The 22,421-nt window shown below is 53.0% G+C and carries 19 protein-coding genes; 5 read left to right on the plus strand and 14 right to left on the minus strand.

The window, feature by feature from the left end:
* Window positions 1-14: 14 nt before the first annotated feature.
* From E0L13_RS07200 to E0L13_RS07215, 4 genes are all read right to left on the minus strand, one after another.
* Entirely contained in the window at window positions 15-854 is an 840-nt protein-coding gene (locus E0L13_RS07200) for a bifunctional 5,10-methylenetetrahydrofolate dehydrogenase/5,10-methenyltetrahydrofolate cyclohydrolase (RefSeq protein ID WP_168061355.1), read from the minus strand.
* A 13-nt stretch (window positions 855-867) separates the two neighbouring features.
* Entirely contained in the window at window positions 868-2,850 is a 1,983-nt protein-coding gene (locus tag E0L13_RS07205) for a penicillin-binding transpeptidase domain-containing protein (protein ID WP_168061357.1), read from the minus strand.
* The gene (locus E0L13_RS07210; protein ID WP_168061359.1) at window positions 2,847-4,271 is read right to left on the minus strand and encodes a tRNA nucleotidyltransferase; all 1,425 of its coding nucleotides are present in this window, start codon (window positions 4,269-4,271) and stop codon (window positions 2,847-2,849) included. The genes E0L13_RS07205 and E0L13_RS07210 overlap by 4 nt, the downstream gene beginning before the upstream one ends.
* Before the next feature lie 98 nt (window positions 4,272-4,369).
* Window positions 4,370-4,804: a MarR family transcriptional regulator gene (locus E0L13_RS07215; protein ID WP_168061361.1), complete on the minus strand. Its 435-nt coding sequence runs from the start codon at window positions 4,802-4,804 to the stop codon at window positions 4,370-4,372.
* A gap of 170 nt (window positions 4,805-4,974) precedes the next feature.
* On the opposite strand from E0L13_RS07215, the gene E0L13_RS07220 reads away from it, so the two are divergent.
* Both E0L13_RS07220 and E0L13_RS07225 read left to right on the plus strand, forming a co-directional pair.
* Window positions 4,975-5,502: a cob(I)yrinic acid a,c-diamide adenosyltransferase gene (locus tag E0L13_RS07220; RefSeq protein ID WP_168061363.1), complete on the plus strand. Its 528-nt coding sequence runs from the start codon at window positions 4,975-4,977 to the stop codon at window positions 5,500-5,502.
* 18 nt (window positions 5,503-5,520) lie between these two features.
* Entirely contained in the window at window positions 5,521-6,780 is a 1,260-nt protein-coding gene (locus E0L13_RS07225) for an amidohydrolase (protein ID WP_168061365.1), read from the plus strand.
* Between the two features lie 111 nt (window positions 6,781-6,891).
* Here E0L13_RS07225 and E0L13_RS07230 read toward each other — a convergent pair whose 3' ends face one another.
* Together E0L13_RS07230 and E0L13_RS07235 are read right to left on the minus strand one after the other, a co-directional pair.
* Window positions 6,892-8,085, minus strand: coding sequence for a multidrug effflux MFS transporter (locus E0L13_RS07230; RefSeq protein WP_168061367.1), 1,194 nt, complete (start codon window positions 8,083-8,085; stop codon window positions 6,892-6,894).
* Entirely contained in the window at window positions 8,082-8,759 is a 678-nt protein-coding gene (locus E0L13_RS07235) for an HAD family phosphatase (RefSeq protein ID WP_168061369.1), read from the minus strand. The genes E0L13_RS07230 and E0L13_RS07235 overlap by 4 nt, the downstream gene beginning before the upstream one ends.
* Before the next feature lie 184 nt (window positions 8,760-8,943).
* Here E0L13_RS07235 and E0L13_RS07240 point away from each other — a divergent pair, with 184 nt between their 5' ends.
* Complete coding sequence (locus E0L13_RS07240) at window positions 8,944-10,125, plus strand: cation diffusion facilitator family transporter (RefSeq protein ID WP_168061371.1); 1,182 nt, start codon at window positions 8,944-8,946, stop codon at window positions 10,123-10,125.
* A gap of 77 nt (window positions 10,126-10,202) precedes the next feature.
* On the opposite strand, the gene E0L13_RS07245 is transcribed toward E0L13_RS07240, so the two are convergent.
* The 4 genes from E0L13_RS07245 to phnX all read right to left on the minus strand — a co-directional run bounded on the left by E0L13_RS07245 (window position 10,203) and on the right by phnX (window position 14,657).
* Window positions 10,203-12,485: a molybdopterin cofactor-binding domain-containing protein gene (locus E0L13_RS07245; RefSeq protein WP_168061373.1), complete on the minus strand. Its 2,283-nt coding sequence runs from the start codon at window positions 12,483-12,485 to the stop codon at window positions 10,203-10,205.
* Window positions 12,482-12,949, minus strand: coding sequence for a 2Fe-2S iron-sulfur cluster-binding protein (locus tag E0L13_RS07250; RefSeq protein ID WP_095629618.1), 468 nt, complete (start codon window positions 12,947-12,949; stop codon window positions 12,482-12,484). The genes E0L13_RS07245 and E0L13_RS07250 overlap by 4 nt, the downstream gene beginning before the upstream one ends.
* Window positions 12,949-13,731: an FAD binding domain-containing protein gene (locus tag E0L13_RS07255; RefSeq protein WP_168061375.1), complete on the minus strand. Its 783-nt coding sequence runs from the start codon at window positions 13,729-13,731 to the stop codon at window positions 12,949-12,951. Before E0L13_RS07255 ends, E0L13_RS07250 begins: the two co-directional genes overlap by 1 nt.
* A gap of 158 nt (window positions 13,732-13,889) precedes the next feature.
* Complete coding sequence (gene phnX, locus E0L13_RS07260) at window positions 13,890-14,657, minus strand: phosphonoacetaldehyde hydrolase (protein WP_168061377.1); 768 nt, start codon at window positions 14,655-14,657, stop codon at window positions 13,890-13,892.
* Window positions 14,658-14,893: 236 nt separating this feature from the next.
* Here phnX and E0L13_RS07265 point away from each other — a divergent pair, with 236 nt between their 5' ends.
* Together E0L13_RS07265 and E0L13_RS07270 are read left to right on the plus strand one after the other, a co-directional pair.
* Window positions 14,894-15,652 carry a DeoR/GlpR family DNA-binding transcription regulator gene (locus E0L13_RS07265; RefSeq protein WP_168061379.1) on the plus strand — a complete coding sequence of 253 codons (759 nt, stop codon included), beginning with the start codon at window positions 14,894-14,896 and terminating at the stop codon, window positions 15,650-15,652.
* An 82-nt stretch (window positions 15,653-15,734) separates the two neighbouring features.
* A complete protein-coding gene (locus E0L13_RS07270) occupies window positions 15,735-16,817 on the plus strand; it encodes a BMP family protein (RefSeq protein WP_168061381.1) in 1,083 nt (360 codons plus the stop codon).
* A gap of 74 nt (window positions 16,818-16,891) precedes the next feature.
* Here E0L13_RS07270 and E0L13_RS07275 read toward each other — a convergent pair whose 3' ends face one another.
* The 4 genes from E0L13_RS07275 to E0L13_RS07290 all read right to left on the minus strand — a co-directional run bounded on the left by E0L13_RS07275 (window position 16,892) and on the right by E0L13_RS07290 (window position 22,045).
* Window positions 16,892-18,205, minus strand: coding sequence for an L-serine ammonia-lyase, iron-sulfur-dependent, subunit alpha (locus E0L13_RS07275; RefSeq protein ID WP_206081571.1), 1,314 nt, complete (start codon window positions 18,203-18,205; stop codon window positions 16,892-16,894).
* Window positions 18,206-18,598: 393 nt separating this feature from the next.
* On the minus strand, window positions 18,599-19,807 hold the full coding sequence (locus E0L13_RS07280) for a radical SAM protein (protein ID WP_168061383.1): 1,209 nt from the start codon (window positions 19,805-19,807) through the stop codon (window positions 18,599-18,601).
* Between the two features lie 13 nt (window positions 19,808-19,820).
* Window positions 19,821-21,362 (minus strand): cobalamin-dependent protein, encoded by a 1,542-nt coding sequence (locus E0L13_RS07285; RefSeq protein WP_168061385.1) that lies wholly within the window; start codon window positions 21,360-21,362, stop codon window positions 19,821-19,823.
* 2 nt (window positions 21,363-21,364) lie between these two features.
* Complete coding sequence (locus E0L13_RS07290; RefSeq protein WP_168061387.1) at window positions 21,365-22,045, minus strand: class I SAM-dependent methyltransferase; 681 nt, start codon at window positions 22,043-22,045, stop codon at window positions 21,365-21,367.
* Between the last annotated feature and the right edge of the window lie 376 nt (window positions 22,046-22,421).

Here is a 22,421-nt window from a genome sequence, read left to right on the forward strand (position 1 = left end):
CCTCAATTCAAATCTTACATGCTGTGCGTCGTTCCGCCGATGACGTTGGCCAATACCATCATAGTCGTCACCGCTCCGACGCCGCCAGGTACGGGAGTCACCGCTCCGGCTACGCCTGCAACCTCGTCGAAAGCGACGTCGCCTACGGTTTTGCCGTCTACGCGGTTGATGCCGACGTCGATGACGACGGCTCCGGGCTTAATCATATCGGCCGTAACCAGCCCGGCTTTGCCTACGGCGGCGATGACGACGTCGCCCCGTCTCGTCACGGTCTTTAAGTCTGCCGTACCCGTATGGCACTGGGTGACCGTAGCGTTGCGGGCCAGGCACAGCTGCGCCAAAGGCTTGCCGACGACGGCGCTCCGGCCGATGACGACGACTTCCTTGCCGGCCAGTTCGACGCCGTAATAATCCAGAATCGCCATGACGGCCTGGGGCGTGCAGGGCACAAAAGCCGGCCGCCCCGTAAATAAGCGCGCCACATTGCTGTCCGTCAGACCGTCTGCGTCTTTGTCCGGACGGATCGTGTTGACGACGCGCTGGGCGTCGAGATGCGGCGGCAGGGGCATCATAAGCAAGATGCCGAACACGGAACTGTCAGCATTGCACTGTTCTATACGGGCGAGCAGCTCCGCCTCCTGCACCGCCGCCTCATATTGATACATATCTGCCTGTAATCCGACGGAACGCGCCGTCTTCTGCATAGACGCGGCATACATAGCCGACGGCTTGTCGCCGCCTGCCAACAAAATGACCAGTTTCGGCTGGATGTGCCCCTTCTGCAGCGCGGCGATACGGCGCTCTATACGGCTGCGGTGAAACGCAGCCACTTCCTTTCCGTCCAACAGCTTCACATCCACTCCTCCTTTAACGCATAAATGTTACTGTGACATTGTTCCCCGGAGGAACGTAGCTTCCTCCCTGCGGAACCTGATATACGGCTTGTCCCGTGCCGTTCGGTACGAAGCCAAGGCCGGCCTCGTTCAGCCAGTCGTTGACTTCGCGGCTGTCCCAGCCTATAAAAGACGGAAGCAGGACGCCTTCATCAGTCCGATGAATCGGCGGTATGTCCCGCGTCTTCTTCGGCTCGCGCGGCTTCTTGCCCGCTTCTATCATCCATGCTACAGGCTGGGACGGGCGGATGCCCTTGATGCGGACGATGTCCGTCATCATCTCCTTAAATACGGGAGCCGCTACTTCGGCCCCGTAATAGGCCCCCTTCGGATTATCCACGACGATGAGGACGACGTACTGCGGATCTTCCAGCGGGCCGAACCCGACGAACGAACCGATATACTGCCCTTCGGCATACCCGCCATGCACAGGGTCCAGCCGCTGGGCCGTGCCGGTCTTGCCGCAGAATTCGTATCCATCGATCTTCGCCGTCTGGCCGCCGCCGGAAGAAATTTCCTCTGCCAGTATTTTACTGATTAATGAAGCCGTTTCTTCCTTAATAGGCCGCCCAATTTCCTGGGGCTCCGTCTTTTGGTATACGCTGCCATCGGGATTATCGATTTCCTTGATAATAAAAGGCTTCATCATGCGGCCGCCGTTGGCGATGGCCCCGAAGGCCTGCACCATCTGCAGCGGCGTGACAGCAATACTCTGGCCGATAGCCATGGTCGCTTCGTCGACTTCGCTCATATCGTCGGCATCAAACAGAATGCCCGACCCTTCGCCGGCCAGCTCAATGCCCGTCGCCTTGCCGAAGCCGAAGCGCTTGGCGTAGTCAATCATCGTCTGTCCGCCCGTGGTCAGCCCCATTTTAACCATGCCTGTATTGATGGAAAATTTCAATATATCCTTTACCGTAACGTCGCCCAGGCCTTCTTCGTCCCAGTTCTGAATCGTCCGGTCGGCGACCTGAATATACCCAACGTCGTGGTATACGCGGTTTACGTCCCATTTTCCCGAATCGATAGCCGCAGCGGCCATAATCGGCTTGAACGTCGACCCCGGTTCGTACAGGTTGACGACGGCCCGGTTGCGATACTGTTCGGCGCTGCCCTTGCCGAATTCGTTCAAATTATACCCGGGCCGGCTGGCCATAGCCAGGATTTCGCCCGTCTTAGGGTCCATGACGATGACTGCCGCGCCTTCGGGACGGCTTCGCTCCATGATGCCGTCCAGGCTTTTTTCCGCCAGGAATTGAATCGTACTGTCCAGCGTCAGCCGGACAGACCGTTCTTTGTCTGGCAGTATCTTTTCCAAAGCCGAATCAAAAATAGGAATGTTATTCTTATCGGTCATGAGTCGAAAGGTCTGCACATTGCCCCGTATTTCTTCATCCAAAATCATTTCGATGCCGTCCAGGCCCTCGTCGTTTTCCCCGACGAACCCGATGACCTGCGCGGCTAAGCCGTTATTGGGATAAAAGCGGTGGTTTTCATCGATAAACCGCAGCCCTTCCAGCTTCTGCTCCTTGATGACCTGGGCCGCGCCTTCGTATTTTTCGTGATCCATGGTCCGCTCCAGCCACACGAAGGCCGTATCCTCTTCCAAGGCCTTTCGGACGTCCTCCTCCGGCATGCGCAAATACGGCGCCAGCATGCGTGCAATATCGGCAGGCGGCTTATTGAGCATCGTCGGGTCAGCGTATAAGGATTTCGCCATTTCGCTGATAGCCAGCACCTTGCCGTTGCGGTCAAAAATCGTGCCCCGCGGCGACTGGAGCTTTCGGTCCGTTTCTGCCTGGCTGTCAGCCATCTTCGTGAGCTCTCCCCGCTGGACGACCTGCAGATATACGAGACGCATGCTGATAAAAGCGCAGAATACAAACAGCACCAATACGCACGTTCCTATACGTTTTCGAATCTTTTTGTATTGCTTTATATCCTTATCTTCCGTCATGTACTATCTCCAGTATGGCGCTTGAGCCACTTCTCCGCTGCCTCGGCCAGTATATCGGCATCGTTCTGCAGTTCCTTATTCTGCACGCGCTTGAGCAGGACGCGCAGGCACTCGCCTGTCCGGCGGCCGCAGGCATCCGGTATGCGCCGGTCGTAACGCAAATCCTTCGTGCTGACCGGCATCAGGCTGGCCAGCAGCGCCATGTATTCGCCGAACGATTCGGTACCGCTCGTATCGGCTTTCCGATGGCCGCAGCCCAGGACGTCGCCGCAGGCTACGGCCGTCGCCTGCCGAACGGCTTCCACCAGCTCGTCCGTCCGGCGAAATGGCCCTTCCAGCGCTTCGCGCCGCAGCCATTTATCTACGTCGCCCTGCCCCGTATTGGCAAAATAATGAAATTTCATATGGGTCTTTACCAGCCAGGCTACCCGCTTAGCAAAATCCGGTGGCTTGCGCCACCGCAGCAAAACAGCCTCGGCCACTTCGGCACCCTTGGCATCGTGGCCATAGTCCGTATAGCGGCCTTTGTGAACGCCCCGTATTCCCGGCATGCCCTTGGCGACATCGTGGAAAAAGGCTCCGTAGCGAATGGTCAAATCCGGCGGCGTATGGGCCACGACGGCCAGCGTATGAAACCAGGCGTCGAACAGGTGAAAGGGACGCGACTGGGGCGTCGACGGCAAATGGCTGCACTCCGGCAAGATGGGCACGTCTTGATACGCGCCGTTTTCCCTGCGCCGGCAGCTGCAGGCGCCGAGACCGGTCCGCACCAGCACGTCCAGTCCTTTATAAGCCGCCGGCGTCGTCATGAGGCGGTCGATTTCACCGACGACCCTCTCGACGGACAGGCCGGCAACGCGGTGAAAGGCCTCGGGCATCGCCCGTATTAGTTCTTTATCGGGCAGGAAATCAAGCTGTCCTGTAAACCGGCAGGCCCGGAACAGGCGCAGCGCGTCTTCCTGAAACCGCCGCCGCGCGTCGCCGACCGTAACCAGTCGTTTCTTGCGGATGTCCTTCTGCCCGCCCGTATAGTCGTAAATATGGCCGTCCTTATCCATAGCCAGGGCGTTGACGGTAAAGTCGCGGCGCAGCACGTCCTCGCGCAGCGTCGACGCATACCAGACCTGCTCGGGACGGTGGGCGTCGTCGCCGTAGGCCTCGCCGCGAAACGTCGCCGTTTCGATCGTCGTGCCGCCGACGACGAGGACGACGATGCCGAAGCGTTCGCTTTGTATCTCCGCCGTATGCCAGCCCCGGGCAGCCGCGACGGCCCGTATGTCCTCAGGCCGCGCCGACGTCGTCACATCGTAATCATGCGGCGCTCGCTTCATGAGCAGATCCCGGACGGCGCCGCCGACGATATACGCTTCATACCCGGCTTCGTTCAACGCCTCCAACACGCTGCGTACGACAGGTTCCACAGCCGACGCCCCCTTTCCATTACTCCTGTTAATTTATGTATTATACCACGATTACACCCTGATGAGTAGCTTAGAACGGAATCCGGCGCAGGCAGTCCTCAATACCGTTCATCCCATTTTTTCTGATTGCGGATAATCTTGTGGAACACGTCCATAAAGCACCGGCGTTCCTCGTCGGATATGCCCTGCCAGCCCTGCCCGTCGATATCCCGCATGACCGACCGTACCCAGGCGGCCTTTTCCTTTCCCGCTTCCGTCAAATAAATGCGGGCGCACCGCAAATCGTCCTGATGAAACTCCTTGCGGATGAGCCCTATCTTTTCCATGCGCTTCAGCAGGCTCGTCACTGTCGATTTGTCCAATACGCAGCCCCGGCTGATTTCCTTTTGGTTGCAGCCGTCGTTGGAGCTTAAAAATTCCAGAATCTTAGGCTGCCCCGGCATCAGCCCGCTGTTCGTCGTTTGCTTCACGATTTCCCTGTTGGAGCGATAAAAGCCCAGCATTAAGAGAACGTGCAGTTCGTTTTCGTCCATAAAGCCTCCTCCTGTAAAAATGCAATTAAGACATTATAGAATTCTTTTCTCTATTTGTCAAAATTACCTGCAAATTTCAGCTATGCTTTTTTCTATGAGAAAATAGCGTAATATGCTATACTGGAAACTATAAAAATTTTATTCTTGACTACTATGCGAGGAGATCTGTTATGGACACCGGATTGATTCATATATATTGCGGCGACGGCAAGGGGAAGACGACGGCCGCCGTCGGCCTGACTATCCGCTGCGTCGGCAGGGGAGGCCGCGTCATATTCGCCCAGTTTCTCAAAACCAGAGAAACGGGCGAGCTGGCTGTCCTGCAGCAGCTGGACGCCGTCACGGTAATGCGCAGCGAAGGCCCTTCGAAATTCACCTTTCAGATGACGCCGGACGAATTAGAAGATACGAAACGGCGGCAGCAAGCGCTGTTCCACGAAATCGTCGAGCAATGCCGCCGGGAACAGCCGGACATGCTCGTACTGGACGAAGCCCTGCCGGCGTGCCGCCTGGGGCTGTTCCCGGAAGACGAATTGCTTTCCTTTCTCCGCACCCGGCCCGATACGCTGGAAATCGTCCTGACCGGCCGCGACCCGTCGGAGCGCCTGCTTGCCCTGGCCGACTACGTATCTGAAATCCGTAAGCGCAAACATCCCTACGATCAGGGAATAGCAGCCCGCGCCGGCATTGAAGAATAAACAAAAGGAGTGTTGACCATGCCTCATATATTACAAGCAGTGCAGCAAGAAGCGGCAGAACTGACAGCCATCCGCCGCCGCTGCCACGAACATCCCGAGCTGTCCCGTCAGGAAACGCAGACGATGGCCTATATTCAGGAAAAGCTTACCGAATACGGCATCGCCAGCCGTCATGTAGAGCACGGCGGCATCCTCGGCTGGATAGACGGCCAAAAGCCGGGAAAGACCCTGCTCCTGCGCGCCGATATCGACGCCCTGCCCATTGAGGAAAGCGACTGCAACCTGTCTCAGCAGCGCAGCTGCCGGTCTCACAGGCCCGGCGTCATGCACGCCTGCGGCCACGACGGTCATATCGCCATGCAGCTCGTCGCCGCAAAACTGCTGAACCAGTGGAAGGACCGCTGGAACGGCAAGATCGTCCTCATGTTCGAGCAGGGCGAAGAAGAATCGGGGCCCTTAGCCTATCTTCTTCAACATATAGAAAAAGAGAGCGGCTGGCACATCGACGCCTGCTATGCCACTCACGTGCGCTGGGATATTCCGACAGGAAAAATCGCCGTCTGCCATGACGCGCCCATGGCCGGAGGCTTCGGTTTCGAAATCAGGATCAACGGCCGCGGCGGCCACGGTTCCCGTCCCGATTTGGCCCAAAGCCCCATCGACTGCTTCCACGCCTTTTACAGCGATCTGCAGGCCCTGCGCATGCGCGTCGTGCCGCCCCTGAGCGGGCTCACCGTATCCATCGGCTCTCTCCACAGCGGCAGCGCCCTCAACGTCATTCCCAACGACCTGACCTTTTCCGGCACGTGCCGTTTCTTCAGCTACGACCAGGCAGGCAAACGGTTTTACGAAGAATTCCTGCACATTCTGGATAACGCCTGCCGCACCTACGGCTGCACCTACGATATCCTGCACATGCCCAAGCCCTTATTCGAGGTACAGAATAATCCGGTCTGCGTAAAACTCGCCGAACAAGCCGTCACCTCCTATATCGGCCCCGACGCCCTGACCGGCTGCACGCCCTGGATGGCCTCGGAAACCTTCGCCATCACAGCCCGCCTCTACCCCGGCGTCCTAACCTTTACGGGCATCGCCAATGCCGAAAAAGGCTGCGGCGCCAACCACCATACGCCGGAATTCGACCTCGACGAAGACGGCTTGATCTATGGAACAGCAGCCTGCCTAGGCTACGCCTTGGATTACCTGGACCAGCAGCCGGACATCGCCTTCACACGGCCCGACGAACCGCTGGAAGTCCTCGCTTCGCGGAATATATAATACAATTTCACTGCATCATTATAAAAAGCTGCCGCTAAAGAAAATCTATGGTTTCTTCAGACGGCAGCTTTTGTTACACTGCAATGCTTTCATATTTCTTGTATCACTTCATTATCCATTCTTATGAGCTGGATAAATCAGCCCGTAAAACGACAGCAATGCCCCCAGTTCTCCCACGACCATGACGACGCCCATGGGAATGGCCGTATAGCTGCCGGCAATGCCGACGACCGGGGCCATGACGGCTCCCGATATCATGGAGAAGAAGCCGATGAGAGCCGACGCGCTGCCGGCGTTGCGCCCCTGGGACTGCATCGCTAGGGAAAAGCTGCTCGTCCCCAGAGCCGACAGGGTCGACACGGTGATGAAGAGGACGACGACGATGACGGGCAGCGGCGCCTGCACGAAGAAAGACGCCAACAATACGGCGCTGCCGACGACAGCAATCCACAGCGACGCCCGCAGCGTTTTCCAGTCGGCTACCGTGCCGGCCAGGCGGCCCGTCAGCGCGCCGCTCAGCATGAGACCGATGCCGTTCGTGCCGAAGATGAGGCTGAATCCCTGGGGCGACACGTGGTATACATTTTGAAACACGAAGGACGACCCCGATATGTAGGCGAAAAAGGCGGCGAAGGCAAAACACTGCATCAAGCAGTGGCCCATAAAATAGGACTGGCGAAACAATCCGCCAAAGCCTTTCAGACTGGACAGAACGCCGCCGGCAGCCCGCCGCCGCGCCGGCAGGGTTTCTCCCATTGCAAAAGCGCCGGCCGTTAAAGCGGCTCCGATGAAGGCCAGCAGGACAAACACTCCCTGCCAGGCCGAAAACCGCAGGATCTGACCGCCGATAACGGGCGCTAAAATAGGCGCCAGCCCGTTGACCAGCATGAGCATGGAGAAAAACCGCGTCAGGGCCGGCCCCTTGCATACGTCGCGGGCAATCGCCCTGGCAATGACGATGCCGGCCCCTCCGGAAAAGCCCTGTACAAAGCGAAAGGCTAAAAAGGGATAAATAGACGAAGAAAAAATGCAGCCTATCGTAGACAGCGTAAATACGGCCATACCGATGACGAGGGGCTTGCGCCGCCCCATATCGTCGCTGGCCGGTCCGGCGATAATCTGTCCGGCCGCCATGCCGGCCATGGAAGCCGTCAGCGTCAGCTGGATCATAGACGGCGTGACGGAGAAATCCTCCATCATGAACGGAAGGGCCGGCAGATACATATCCGTCGATAACGGAGCAATAGCCGCCAGCATACCTAAAAAGACTGTCAGGAAGGCCATCATTTTCTTTCGCTGCGTCATTCTCTCTCCACCGCCTTTTCTTCCGCTTCCAGCAGGGCCGGCACATCGGCCAGAGTCCGGCAGCGTTTCCAGGCCAGAGCCGCGATGTCGCCGGACACGGGAGCGATGTCGGGAATAAAGACCGACGGAATATGAGCTGCATGGGCGGCCAGCAAGCCGTTTCTCGAATCTTCCAGCACGAGGGCCTGCTCCGGCTCTGCGCCGGCCCGGCGGCAGGCTTCCAAAAAGATATCCGGAGCCGGCTTGCCGTGCGCCACGTCTTCGCCGCTCTGAATGACGGAAAAATACGATGCGACGCCGGCCTTTTCCAGCAGAAAGCAAATCTGCGATTCCGGCGACGACGACGCGACGGCGCAGCGGCTGCCCTGCCCTTTTGCATAGTCCAGTATATCACGCAAGCCCGTTTTAACAGGGATAACGTGTTCTCTGTAGTACTGCAGCTGATCGGATACTTTTTTCTCGCGAATCGGCTCGTAGGGAAACTCCGGCCCGAAATATCGTCCGAATACAGCGGCGATGCGCCGGTTGTCCATGCCGATGACGCTGCGGAACAGGTCTTCCGGCAAATCGTACCCGTACTCCCGACAAACGTCCCGCCAGCATATATAAGAAATCTGCTCGGTGTCAAACATCGTTCCATCCATGTCGAAGATAAATAATTTCGGTATATGCATAGGCATTCCCCTTTCTTTTATGCGATGTATACTATTATATGAAAACAGTTTTACCATTTCAAGTCTTCACCGTTTATACCTGGAAGCTATGCCGTCCATTCTCAAATTCTTTCTCGTTTCCCCTTGTTTCTTTTGCAGAATTTGTTACAATAGTACGTAAACGTTTGAAGAAAGGTGACTTGATATGATAGAGCCAATCATACGCCTCTGCATAAAAGATTACGAAAATACGGCAGATAAAAAGGTTCGGGAAAAATACAGCATTCTCGGCGGCCTCCTGGGCATCATCTGCAATCTCTTTTTATTTGCCAGCAAATTTGCCGTCGGCATGATGTCCAACAGCATCGCCATCTTATCCGACGCCTTCAACAACCTTACGGACATGGGGTCGTCGGCCATTTCGATTATCAGCGCTAAGCTGAGCAACCGCCCGCCCGATAAGGACCATCCCTTCGGCCATGGCCGGTTCGAATACTTAGCGTCTCTGACCATCGGCATGATTATCCTCGTCGTCGGCTACAAGCTGTGCGAAACGTCGATTGCCAAGTTCTTCGCGCCGGAGCCGATGGAAATTTCCTACTGGAGCATCGGCGTCCTCGTCTTGTCCATCGCCGTAAAGGGCTGGATGTACTGCTATAACCGCTACATCGGCAAAAAAATCAACTCCGGCGTCAATGAAGCTACGGCGGCCGACAGCATCAACGATGCCATCGCCACGACAGGCGTCCTGGTCGCGACGATTGCCCAGCAATTTACGTCCCTGCCCGTCGACGCCGCCGCCGGAACGCTCATCGGCCTCATGATCATCTACGCCGGATACGGCATCGTAAGAGAAGTCGTCAACATTCTCCTCGGCCAGGCTCCTGACGAACAACTCGTAAAGCAGATCGTCCAGATGGCCCTGCAGTGCGATTACGTCGTCGGCGTCCACGACATCAAGATTCACGACTACGGCCCGGGCCGCATGTTCGGCTCCCTGCACGCCGAAATTCCCGACACGGCAGACTTAGTCGAAGTTCACGCGGCCTTAGACGTGCTGGAGGACGAAATCCAGGAAAAATTCCAAATCGAGTTCAGCATTCACATGGACCCCTTATGCACGGACCAGCAAGTCATCACGCAAACCCGCCATTTGCTGGACACGTTCATCCAAAAGGAATACCCCCAGTACCATACAGACAACCTCCGCATCACGTCGGGAAAGGTCCGCCTCAACATCATCTGCGACCTCCATATCCCGCCGCAGGAATACACGAAAAAGCACATCCGCGCCATACGGAAGCATATTTCCGAGGCGATGAAGCAGTACGGAGAACGGTACCACATCGTCTTGGCCCGCATCCTGCCGGAAGGACAAACAAAATAATATACAAAAATACAGCAAAACACGACCTGTCAGCACTTTCATACCGACAGGTCGTGTCTTTTTATGCTCGTATTACTTTATTGCTTATGCTTCAAAGCCATATAGACCTTTTCCGCCGTAATGGGAAGGTCCGTAAAGCGGACGCCGACGGCATTGTATACGGCGTCGGCAATAGCCGGAGACGGCGTGTTGATGACGATTTCGCCGATGGATTTCGCACCGAAGGGGCCGTTAGGCTCGTAGCTGGGCGCAAATTCTACGCGGATGCTTCCCAAATCCATACGGCTGGGAATGCGGTACTGCATAAACGAATTCTGCTGAATACGTCCCTTATCGGTAATCGTCACGTCTTCCATGAGGGCCATGCCGATGCCCTGAACCAGACCGCCCTCGACCTGAACGCGGGCTAGGGCCGGATTGATGACGGTGCCGCAGTCCACGACGGCAGCAAAGTCGACGAGCTCAATATGGCCAGTCTCAGGGTCTAAGTCGATTTCAGCGGCTCCGGCCATATACGGCGGCGGCGACGTCGGCGAATAATGAGATTCCGTCGCTTCCAAGGCGATTTCATTGCCGCACATGGCGCCGTTGCCCAAATCCTTGATAGTAACGGCCTTGCCCGAAACGACGTCGATAATCTCTTCGCCTGTAAAATCCAGATCCTCTATAGCAGCCGGATGCAATACTAAGGCCGCCCGTTCCTTCATGCGCCGAATCAAGGTCTGGCAGGTCTTTTCCACGGCCTTGCCGGTCAGGTACGTCGTAGACGACGCATAAGAACCGCTGTCGTAAGGCGACGTATCCGTGTCGACGCCGTACGTGACGATGTTGTCGACAGGACATTGCAGGCACTCGGCGGCAATCTGGGCCAATATGGTGTCGCACCCCGTCCCCATGTCCGTCGCGCCGATATTGAGGGAATAAAAGCCGTCATCGTTGACCTTGATCGTAACGGAAGCCACGTCGACGTTGGAAATGCTTGATCCCTGCATAGCCAGCGACAGGCCGACGCTGCGGATATGGCCGTTCGGCAGGACCTTTCTCGGATATTTTTCATCCCAGCCGATCATAGCCTTTACGCGGAGCAGACACTGGTCCAGCGTACAGCTCAGGGCCGTTTCATTAAAGTAAGCCGGCATCTTTTCGCCCTGGCGGACCATGTTTTTCAGCCGCAGCTCCACGGGGTCCATCTGCAGGGCCGCCGCCAGTTCGTTGACGGCCGATTCGAGGGCGAAGATGCCCTGCGTCGCGCCGTAGCCCCGGTATGCGCCGGCGGCAATCGTATTGGTATACACCGCTTCATAGGCAAAGCGGAAGGCTTCAAATTGATTATATAACGGAATGGATTTATGACCCGAAAGGGTAACCGTCGTCGGGCTGTGGTCTCCGTACGCACCGGCATTCCACAGCGATTCGACGGAAATGACGCGGATGCGCCCGTCCTTAGACGCGCCGACCTTGACGTGGACGGCCGCCTCATGGCGCGGCGACGATACGGTCATCGATTCTTCGCGGCTGTAAATCATCATAGCCGGCTTGCCCGTAATATGAGTAATGAAAGCCGGATATACTTCCATGACGGCGGTTTGCTTCGCGCCGAAGCCGCCGCCGATGCGCGGCTTGATGACCCGGACCTGCGATTTAGGAATTTCCAGGGCCGTCGCGACGATGCGCCGCACGTGGAAGGGAACCTGCGTCGAGCTGACGATCGTCAGGCGTCCGTACATATCCTTATACGAATAGGCCCGGAAGGTTTCCATCATAGACTGCTGCACCTGCTTGGTGTGGTACGTCCGATCGATGACGATGTCCGACGAAGCCAGCGTTCCTTCGACGTCGCCCCAGTCTTCTTCAGACCGGGCCACGAGATTGCGCTTGTTGTCGCCGCCGACGTCGACGACGGGATTCCAGTCCTCTTCCGGATGGACGACGATGGAGTTATCCTTCGCTTTCGTGAAATCGAGAAGCGGCTCTAACACGTCGTATTCAACGCGGATGATCCGCAGCGCCTTGACTACGGCCTCTTCCGTCGTACCGGCGACGAGGGCCACCGGGTCCCCGACATAGCGGATGTGCTTATCCAAGATGAGCTTATCGTAAGGGCTCAATTCGGGATAAGTCTGGCCGGCAATGGTAAACCTCGTATGAGGCACGTCGTCGGCCGTGACGATGCAGACGATTCCCGGCACCCTTCTTGCCGCGTCGGTCTGCACCGACCTGACCCAGGCGTGGGCATGGGGACTGCGCAGGGCCTTGACGACTAGGCAGTCCTTCGGCGCAATATCCTCCGTATACACCGGCTGGCCCGTAATCAGGCTGACGGCGTCTTTCTTCATAATGGGCTGATTGACTGCTTTCATTCCTGCACCGCCTTTCCCTTAGCCTGCAAATAATCGCGTATCGCCCGCATGTGGCCGACGTATCCCGTGCAGCGGCACAAATTGCCGGCCAGGTATTCCTTGATGTCCTCTTCCGTCGGCCCTTCCAGCTCGCGGGCCATGGCCAAGACGTTCATGACGAAGCCGGGATTGCAGAAGCCGCACTGGTCGGCGCCTTCGCGTCCCATGTACATGGCGAACTCCGTCGCTTCCTCCTGCAGCCCTTCCAGCGTTGTCACCCGTTTGCCGTCGATGCGGGCGGCAAGGACAGCGCAGGACAAGACGGGCTTTTCGTCGATCCACACCGTACACAGGCCGCAGTTCGTCGTCTCGCAGCCGCATTTCACGCTGTAGCAGCCTTTGGAGCGCAGGAAATCGAGGAGCATCACACCGGCTTCGATTTCATCGCTTTGTTTTATTCCGTTAAGCCAATAGGTTATGTTCATCATTTACTCTCCTCCAAGACCTGCTTCAACAGCCGGCGGCACAAGACCTCCGCCATATCGCGGCGGTACTCTGCCGAACCGCGCGTATTGGACTGGTAGGTCAGCGCGTCGGCCCATTGCCGCACCGTTTCGTCTGCGCCGGCTCGTTCCACCTCTTCCCGCGACGTACAAAGAACCTGTGCTCTGGCCGGACGGGCGCCAACGGCACAGCGTACTTCGTCGGCCGTACAGGAAACGGCGCAAGCAAGGACGGGAAAATCTGTCGCGTTGAGCCGCAGCGACGCATAGACTGTACACCGGTCTGCCTTAGGCACGACGATATGCGTCAGGATATCGCTCCCCGGCCCTGTTTCGGCAAAATCGGCCAGTTTGATCTCGCCGCCCTTGTACAAGACGACACTGGCGTCTAAGGCCAGCAGCAGCGTCAGCACGTCGGAAAAGCCGAAGCGGCCGCACACGCTGCCGCCGACGGTAGCCAAATTGCGGAACTGCACGCCTACGATATGGCGCAGCGCTTCCTTGGAAGCGCCCTGCGTATAGGCGGCGAAAGACGGGCAAAGTTCCAGGTCCCGCAGCGAAACCATGGCTCCGATGCGGAATTCCTTCTCCCCTTCTTCTATATCATACAGCGGCAGGGCCGATATATCGACGGCCTGCCGTATGATGCGCTGCGGCGACAAGCGCAGCCAGCAGCAGCCTCCGAGGACGACGGAGCCCTTTTTCTGATGGAGCTCCCAAGCCTCAGCCAAGGTCTGCGCTTTCGTGTATTGCGCAATATGCATATAGTTTCCTCCTAATCTAAAAGCAACGCTTCTCATTATACCTTCTTATATACATTGTAACAATAGGCGCCTCAGCCTTTCAAGTCCCAGCGGCGGCAAAAAAAAACAAAAACGCGGCTAAACGACGCCCTGTCCGCCATTTAGCCGCTTCCTTTCCCTTATTCCGCTATGCTTAATATGTCCCGTATATCATGAAGCACATAGTCTGCGCCGGCTTCTTCATATACGGCGCGCGCCTGCTCGCAGGCCGTCTGCCGTTCGTCTTCCGTCAGGCTGTCGTACTCTTCCCGGCTCAGCCCCATGACAGAACTGCCGACAAGGATACCCGCCGTCTTGACGCCGGCATGCTTTCCTTCCAAAATATCCGTCACCGTGTCTCCAACTTTCAAAACCCGGCTCGTCTGCTGCCATTTGAAATGCTCCATATTGCGGAAAATCATATACGGATAAGGCCGGCCGAAACCGGATACACTGTCCGGCGTAATCCAGAAATCCGCTTCATAGCCCTGTGCAGCGGCGGCCTTGACGACGGATTTCATCATGATATTCGTATAGCCCGTCGTACTGCCGATTTGATAGCCCCAGCAGCGCAGCTCGGCAATCGTGTCGGCCACATACGGCTTGACCTCCGTCCCCCGGGCCAGCAGGGAAAGCAGCATCGGCTCAAAATCGTCGTATAACGTATCGACGTCCCAGTCCTGCGGCTCGCTGCGGAACCGCCGCCGCCATTCACCGCGGATCCGCGGCATATCCAGCATCGCCTGGATATGATTCCACTTCAGCATGCCCATCGGCCGACGGATTTCCTCATTTGTCACGGCAATGCCCCGTTTAGCAAAAATTTCCCGAAAGACAATGACCGGCGTCATCGATCCGAAATCGACAGTCGTACCGGCCCAATCGAAAATAATTCCTTCCCACTTCATGCGTCTGCCCCTTTCCATTTACCACTATCTGCCGTAATTGTTTCGGACAATTCCATTTATATACCTATATTATGACATTTTTTTCTAAATTCCGCAAACAAATGGCAAAATATATGTAAATTACGGCATATTTTGTGAGATTCTCGCAACAGGATTTTACAAAACTATCCTTGTCGCCGCAAACGGATTTGATATACAATAAACTATGACAGAGCAAACGTAAAGGAGCAGCATTCATGATTCAGGAAGAACGCAAGCATATCATTTTGCAGGAACTGAGCCGCGCCTCCGTCGTCAAGCTGGAAGATTTGTCCCAGCAGCTGAACGTATCGATCGATACGGTGCGGCGCGACCTGAAAGCCTTAGACCGGGCCGGCTTGGTTCAATACATACGCGGCGGCGCGAAAGCCGTCCACGAGTCCCATCAATTCGCCCATTTCAATGGCCGCAAGGTCATACACAACGAGCTCAAGCGGGAAGCCGCCCGCAAGGCCGTGCAGCTCATTCAGCCCAACGACCTGGTCATGCTCAATTCCGGCACGACGACGACGATTTTAGCGGAAGAAATCGCCCAGGCCGACCTTACGTGTTCCATCGTGACCAACAACATCGCTGCAGCCGAGGCCGCCGCAGCCAATCCGAAGTGCCGCATCCACCTTCTCGGCGGCGACTGGGACGGGGCGGAGCAGTCCACCTGGGGAAGCCGCTGCCTTCGTGAAGCGGAAACGTATTTCCCCGATATCTGCTTTCTAGCCGTCAATTCGCTGGACGTGCAGTCCGGCCTGACAGATTTTCGCTTCCGCGAAATCCCCATCATGCAGGCCATGGCCCGCAATGCCTGGAAAACCTACGCCGTCATGGATTCTACCAAGCTGGACCGCCTGGCCAAAAAGCAGGTCTTTCCCCTGGCGCAGACGCCTGTCATTATCATGGACAGCGATATCGGGGCAGACGACCTGCAGCGCTACAAGGACGGCGGCATTGAAATCCAATAATGAGGCAAGCTACAGCAATTCGTCCGGCAGCAAGTATCCTTCTGCTGCGGACTCATCAATACTACGACAAAGAGGTGTTCCTATGAAAGTATCATTGAAAAAATCCGTACTTCTGTTAGCATGCGCAGCCTGCTTCCCCGCCTTTGCCCAGGGAGCCGTCGTCGAAACGGCCAGCCCTGAAGCGGCAGCGGCTCCGGAAATTACGGTGCTCCTGCCCGGCAAGGCCCACGACAATGGCTTCATGGAAGCGGGCTACCGCGGCTACGAACGCATTGCCAAGGACGTCACGGCGAATGTGAAATGCGTATCCGACGTATCTGCTACGTCCGACGCCGCCGTCCTGACAGCAGAACTGCAGAAATTAGCCCAGGAACAGCCAAAGCTGATTATCGGCCACGGCGGGCAGATGAACGGCCCTGTTTCCACCATCAGCAAGGACTATCCGCAAATCCAGTTCGTCGTCATTCAGGGCAATGTAAAAGGCGACAATATCAGCAGCTACGTCGTCAATCAGGAGCAGTCAGCCTTCTTAGCCGGCGCGCTGGCCGGCTACATGACAAAGACCGGCAAAGTCGGCCACATTTCCGGCGCCTGGCCCAAACCGGGACTGCAAGCCCGGGCCGCCTTCTACAACGGCGTAAAATACGCTAATCCTCACGCCCAGTTCTACTCGACCTTTACGGGCGATCTGGACAATATGAAAGTAAATGCTAAAGCGGCGGAAGCACAGATCGGCGAAGGCGTCGACGTCATCTATACGATGCTCAACAGCGGGCGCAGCGCCGTCAACCAGGTCATCGCCAAGACCAATGGACAAGTATTGGAAATCGGCAACGTCATCGACTGGACGAAAGAATCGCCTATTTTCGTCGGCTCAGCCGTCGCTGACTCCAGCGAAGCCCTGTTCAACGCGGCAAAGGATTACAAAGCCGGCGCCCTGACCCACGATATTACGAAAATCGGCCTGGAAAAGCCGGATATCGTCCGCTTAGCCATCGCTCCCTTCGTTCCTGCCGAAGCCGTCGACAGATTAAACAACCTGCATCAAAAAGTAGTATCCGGCGAAGTGCAGATCAGCACAACCTACGACGGTCCGGAATTTGATCCGGCGACCAAAAACTTTGTCAGCCAGGATGCCAAAAACCAGCGCAACGCTAAGAAATAAATTCCCTGCCGGTTCGCAAACGTAAGCAAGCCGTCTCAAAGGAAGCATCAGCTCCCGATGAGACGGCTTTTTACTTAGGAAATACGACTTCCCTTCTGCGATTTATCCTTTAGGATGTCAATCATCGTCTGTTCCGTACCGACCATACCCGGCGAGGCAATACAGCCCATGTAGCGGAACGTATCCTCCGGCGTCGGGCCCAATACGCCGTGAACGGGGTCGACGCCGACGCCCGACAAGGCAAAGCGTACCGAGCGGAACGCCGTATCGACGGCGGTGACGCCCTTCATCGTGCAGCCCTGATTTCCGCCGTCGCAGATCATTCCTGTAATGCTGGCCGCCATATTAGCGATAACGCGATGCAGGACGGCCAAATCACCGCCCTTCAGCCAGGCCAGGGCACAGGCCATGCCCGTGCCGGCAGCGATAGCGCAGCCGCAGAACGCCGACAAGCGGCCGGAATATTCCTTAATATACATGGTAATTAAATAGCTCAACGCCGTCGCCCGCAGCAGCCGCTCGGCAGAAATCCCCTGGGCCTGACAGACTGCGTATAAAGGCATCGTGCAGATAATTCCGTGTGCGCCTGATCCCGTAATGCTCATGGCCGGCTTGTCCAACCCCAGGACGCGGGCCTCGATAGCGCCGCCGCACAGCAGCTGCGCCGTCGTCACTTCGTCGCCGGAAATCATCTGCCCGCCGTTCATATCCCACAATGCCTTGAGAAATGTCGTCCGCTCATGGCCCAGCCCTTCGCTGAACAAGGCCAGGTTCATGTCGTAGGCCTGCTGGATAAAGGAAATCTCTTCGATAGGCACCGATTGTATAAAGTTATACAATTCGGCCAGCGTATATTCGTGAATCGGCGCGCCGCCCGCGTCTTCATGGCCCGGCTGCTCCTCGTCGTCTTTCTCAAATACGACGTCGCCGTTGACGACGATATTTACGATATTCGTATGCGTATGGGAAATCGTGACGGCACAGCAATCCGACGCCGTCGCCACTTCTACGCGGATGTAAATATCCGGCGTAATCTCTCCGACCTGCACAGATACCTTTCCTCCTTCGACGAGCCCTTTCGCCGCTTCATTCGCTTGGTCGTCGACCTTCGCCAGCGCTTCCAATCCCAGCGCCGCGTCGCCGGCCATGACGCCCAATGCCGCGGCATAGGCGTTCCCCACAGCATCGGAATGGGGAATCCCGCACGTAAACGCATTTTTATACATGCCGGAATTCAGCACGACGTCGACCCGAGCTACCTCCCCCTTGACAAACTCCCGCGCCTTAGCCGCCGCAAACGCAATCGCCCCCGGCTCGGTCACGCCCAATGCCGGCTTCATGTCGTCGCGAAGCAAATCGACCAACATAGCCATGTCACTTTGTTCCATTGCTGCTCCTCCTATATATCTGCTATATTTTGCAATATATTATATCAAACAAAATATTCTTTACTGCCGATGCCTGTCATTATACATAACGTTCCCTTATGACATGCTTTTCCATGACAAAATTCCTCGTCTTACCCTGTTTTCCCAACGATAAATTCCCAGTGATTCTCTCCTGCTGTGAAAAAATTTATAAGCATACCTCTATAGCCCGTGTATACACCTTTGTACTTGTGCCTCATATATCCGTTCCCAATATCCTATCTGACACAAATCAAATTTCTCACGCCATACGTAACATCCAGCGATAATCAAAAAAGTTCATCATGCAGCCCCTAAAATGATACCAACATACATGGCAAAAACTTCTTGATTCTATTAAAGTGCAATATCCGCTTATTGCAGACTAGCTAAATCCCATACTCCGCGATAAACATCGTAACAACATCTGGGATTTTTAGTATTCATATTGCCGCAAACGGAAAGGCCCAGGGGACGACAGTCGTGGCAAGCAAAGCGGAATTCACAATCTTTGCAGCCTTCAACGGTACTAAAATCGAAGAACCACTTTGACATCGTCTTTTCATTATGGATAATCTCTTCTAAAGAGTCTTGTAATATATTGCCATACCTATAGTTTCTCTCAAATTCACATGGAATGACATCGCCGTTTTCCATAATTGTAATTTTGCCATACCAACAGGAATTCCTACTATAATTATGACAAAACTGTTCTTTATTTGCTTTAAAGTTAGGCTTCGTCAGATAAACCTTTTGTATTACATTTTTTTTGGTCGGTGCATGGAGCTTTTGAGTCCCTCCATGTACATTACGTATGATATCGTATCGAGAGCATTTCATACCCAATTCACGAACATACTGCATCGTTTCATCTACATATGCTTCATTTTCCTTCATCACGATAACTGCCGCTGAAACGGAAACGCCTTGCGCAACAAGCGCCTGCACCGCTTCAGTCGTTTTCTTAAAGCTGCCTCTCACATTGGTAATTTTATCATGAATCTCAGCAGACGGCCCATACATGGAAATTTTCACACGAAGGTTATGTTTCACTACGCAATGTATTAATCGATCTGAAAACGCCGTTGCATTTGTAAATAACGTAATATCTATCGGATACTGAGATGCGTATTCAAGGATATCCACTAAATCCTTACGGCAGCACGGCTCCCCGCCAATGACAATTAATCGCTTGATATGCAAATCCGCTAATTGATCTATGCATTTTTTCCACTGCGTCAGGCTTAACGAATTTTGAGAAGAAACATGGACATTTCCTTCATAGCAATGAATACACCTTAGATTACATCGCTGCGTTATTTCAATCCAAGCCATTTCTAACTGAATTGTCTTATCTTTACGTAACCTAAAATTCCGGGGAATAAAACTTTCAGATATCAAAAAGCATCTTTTCAATTCCGTCAGGTAGGTTTCATCAGACGGCACAGCTTTATTTTCAACGTATCGATGAATAATGCTGCAGGCCGCATCATTTACGGAATATACCTTTCCAGAATTAAAATCATAAATTGCCCCATGAACAGCTCCTGGTACAAAAATAACGTCTTGATTTATTTCATACATTTGACCTATCGCCTCACTTCTTTAAAGGGGTAGAAATAAACATCTCGTCTAACTTTCGAATAATGGGTTGATAAACTTCTGCGTTCCTTTTCATAGACGTAATGAAATCATTCATATGATTTTGGCAATACATTACATCCTGCTGAACATATAGATAATAGAAAAATTTCTTAATTGCTTCAAATTCCCGTTCTCCATACTCATGTACTAACGGAGCATATTTTTCTGCTGCTCTATTAATGTGCCTTACTAATTCAAATTTTCTTTTCAGCGTGTTGAACTGATACGTAACGGCGTCGGCTGCTGGTATAAATGTATCGGCCATAAAATCAGCAATGGGCTGTATGGAGGGATCTTTAAAACGATACGCCTGGGTATTAAGAAAGGAATACTCACGATCTAATAAGTGATCCTGCTGAAGCATGGTTTTCAACTTCGTACCATTCAATACTTGAACCCTAAGTCCACCGTAATGATAGTAGTTTGTCGAGTGCAATTCTATTAAATATTGATACGACTTACGTAAAGAATCCAATGTAGAATACGGATTAAAAAAAATCATTCCGTATCTAGGAGAAATTCCAATATCATCAAGAATTTGCAATGCCCTTTTACCTTCTTCTAAGGTAGCCCGTTTGTTATATAGCTTTCGATCCCATTCATTTCCGGCATCAATACCTAAAAATAAATGATGAAATCCTATTTTATTCATTTTTTGTAATACTTCGTAATTTCTGGGATTACAAATCGCCTTTGGTTTCGCAAATCCTGAAAAGGCCAAATTAAAATTCAGCCGATCTATTTTTTCAAACATCACCATGAGCCGCTCTCTGTTTTCATCTCCATCAATGTCAAACAGATCATCGTCACAGATAAAAAATTTTTTTACGCCAAAGGTCGTCGCTAAATACGCAATTTCTTCAACAACTCGCTCCGGCTCTTTATAAACCACTCTCCCTTTTCGTGAACAACAAAAAGTACATGCGCCGGTACATACGTTGGATTTAGTCATCATGCAGTGAGTCTTTTGCATATTTGCTTCTGCAGTATCCTGCGTATAATAATCAAAGCTGGCCTTTCGGTTTATGTCTTGCTCAACATTCGCCTTCTTATCTTCGATATCATGCATCGCTGCAATATTCTCATCATTTTGAATGGTTTTATTTCCATACGAATGGATAATTCTCAGCATCGGAGCTTCTCCATCACCAAGAATAAAATAATCCACCATAGGAGCATCGGAAACAATTTCACGATAATTCATAGTAACGAACTGTCCCCCAAAAACAACAAGACATGATTGTGTTCTTTTTAAATATTCAGCTATTTTTTTAGACAGCACATAATTCGTTTCAAAAATGGAAAATCCGTAAATGTCATAGCTGTCATGGGTATGTAAATCATTTATGATCGTTTCCCACGTTTCAAAGTGATGGTAATATTTAATATCTACACTCGCCGTTTTGCAGCTTTGACGTATATAGTTGGCAATATAATCAACGCCTGTATTGCCATATTTATAGCTGTGAATGATAGAAACAAGCAAAATCCGCATATTTATCCTACGCTTTCGTATATCAAAAAATAAACACATCTATGGCATAACTGAGCCTTGCATAATACCCTCGTTTTTTCCCGAAGCCAGCTGCACTGCCTTAAAGCCCCCATGGAAGCCACAGTAGGAAACAGAACGATGATTTTTATAGAACGATTCTTTTTATGCAAGCTTGCCTTCACTTGCTCCAGCCATTTCAAATAGGTACATTCATCGTAAAAAGAATTGAACAAATAAAAACAGGCAACGTCCTCATCTATATCCATCGTAAGGGCATCCCCCTGAAAAACATCTATACTTTGCCCAGAAATAGATGATTTATTTTGGTACCGAATAATATTTTTCCTGCATACATCAAGCAAGCCTTTATCAATTTCAATTCCTTGCAGATTTTTAAATCCTCTATCCGCTAAGTAGAGAAGAAAAATCCCTGCACCGCAGCCAATATCCAGAATTTTGTCTGTGCGCTGTATTTCTCCGCTTTGGATAAGCTGTTCTATCAACATTACATTGGTTCCCTCGTAGGGATTATAATGAATATTGCTTTTTTTAGTCGCTTTGCCATCTTGAAGGTTATATTTTACCAAAAAATTATTTACATATTTACGCCTAAGATATCTTTTCAAGTATATAGAAATATTTTCTGCCGTTACAGCCAGCTTTAAAAGTACACTGTCAATCATACATTTCTCCATAAATAAAATGAAGGAATGAAAGATACGCTATACCTTCCATTCCTTGCACACGAAACATAAGCAACTTAATCATCACTCCAGAAAGGACCGCAATCAGTGTGACAAGCCGTTACCACTTCCTCAGAAGTTGTGACACAAATTAAAGTCGGGGTATTATTTTCCATACGCTCTGCCTCCTTTCCGATAGATAAATTCACCTTTCGGTATTTCTACATATGATTAAAATAAAAACATATCCACAAAACGCTATTTACAAGTTTCTTTTATATTTTATAGAAATGTACATCCAGATTTATCTAAGAAATCTGCTGTTGATCCCCATTTTAACAATAACATTCTCAAAAAAACTATGCTTCGTATCCCC

The organism is Megasphaera sp. SW808 (genome assembly GCF_012027795.1).
Classification (GTDB): domain Bacteria; phylum Bacillota; class Negativicutes; order Veillonellales; family Megasphaeraceae; genus Megasphaera; species Megasphaera stantonii.

Bases quoted from the DNA above. Each gene is read 5' to 3' on its own strand.
- E0L13_RS07205 (WP_168061357.1), bottom strand. From the start codon at position 2,850: ATGACGGAAGATAAGGATATAAAGCAATACAAAAAGATTCGAAAACGT.
- E0L13_RS07215 (WP_168061361.1), bottom strand. From the start codon at position 4,804: ATGGACGAAAACGAACTGCACGTTCTCTTAATGCTGGGCTTTTATCGC.
- E0L13_RS07220 (WP_168061363.1), top strand. From the start codon at position 4,975: ATGGACACCGGATTGATTCATATATATTGCGGCGACGGCAAGGGGAAG.
- E0L13_RS07225 (WP_168061365.1), top strand. From the start codon at position 5,521: ATGCCTCATATATTACAAGCAGTGCAGCAAGAAGCGGCAGAACTGACA.
- E0L13_RS07230 (WP_168061367.1), bottom strand. From the start codon at position 8,085: ATGACGCAGCGAAAGAAAATGATGGCCTTCCTGACAGTCTTTTTAGGT.
- E0L13_RS07235 (WP_168061369.1), bottom strand. From the start codon at position 8,759: ATGCATATACCGAAATTATTTATCTTCGACATGGATGGAACGATGTTT.
- E0L13_RS07240 (WP_168061371.1), top strand. From the start codon at position 8,944: ATGATAGAGCCAATCATACGCCTCTGCATAAAAGATTACGAAAATACG.
- E0L13_RS07245 (WP_168061373.1), bottom strand. From the start codon at position 12,485: ATGAAAGCAGTCAATCAGCCCATTATGAAGAAAGACGCCGTCAGCCTG.
- E0L13_RS07250 (WP_095629618.1), bottom strand. From the start codon at position 12,949: ATGAACATAACCTATTGGCTTAACGGAATAAAACAAAGCGATGAAATC.
- E0L13_RS07255 (WP_168061375.1), bottom strand. From the start codon at position 13,731: ATGCATATTGCGCAATACACGAAAGCGCAGACCTTGGCTGAGGCTTGG.
- phnX (WP_168061377.1), bottom strand. From the start codon at position 14,657: ATGAAGTGGGAAGGAATTATTTTCGATTGGGCCGGTACGACTGTCGAT.
- E0L13_RS07265 (WP_168061379.1), top strand. From the start codon at position 14,894: ATGATTCAGGAAGAACGCAAGCATATCATTTTGCAGGAACTGAGCCGC.
- E0L13_RS07270 (WP_168061381.1), top strand. From the start codon at position 15,735: ATGAAAGTATCATTGAAAAAATCCGTACTTCTGTTAGCATGCGCAGCC.
- E0L13_RS07275 (WP_206081571.1), bottom strand. From the start codon at position 18,205: ATGGAACAAAGTGACATGGCTATGTTGGTCGATTTGCTTCGCGACGAC.
- E0L13_RS07280 (WP_168061383.1), bottom strand. From the start codon at position 19,807: ATGTATGAAATAAATCAAGACGTTATTTTTGTACCAGGAGCTGTTCAT.
- E0L13_RS07285 (WP_168061385.1), bottom strand. From the start codon at position 21,362: ATGCGGATTTTGCTTGTTTCTATCATTCACAGCTATAAATATGGCAAT.
- E0L13_RS07290 (WP_168061387.1), bottom strand. From the start codon at position 22,045: ATGATTGACAGTGTACTTTTAAAGCTGGCTGTAACGGCAGAAAATATT.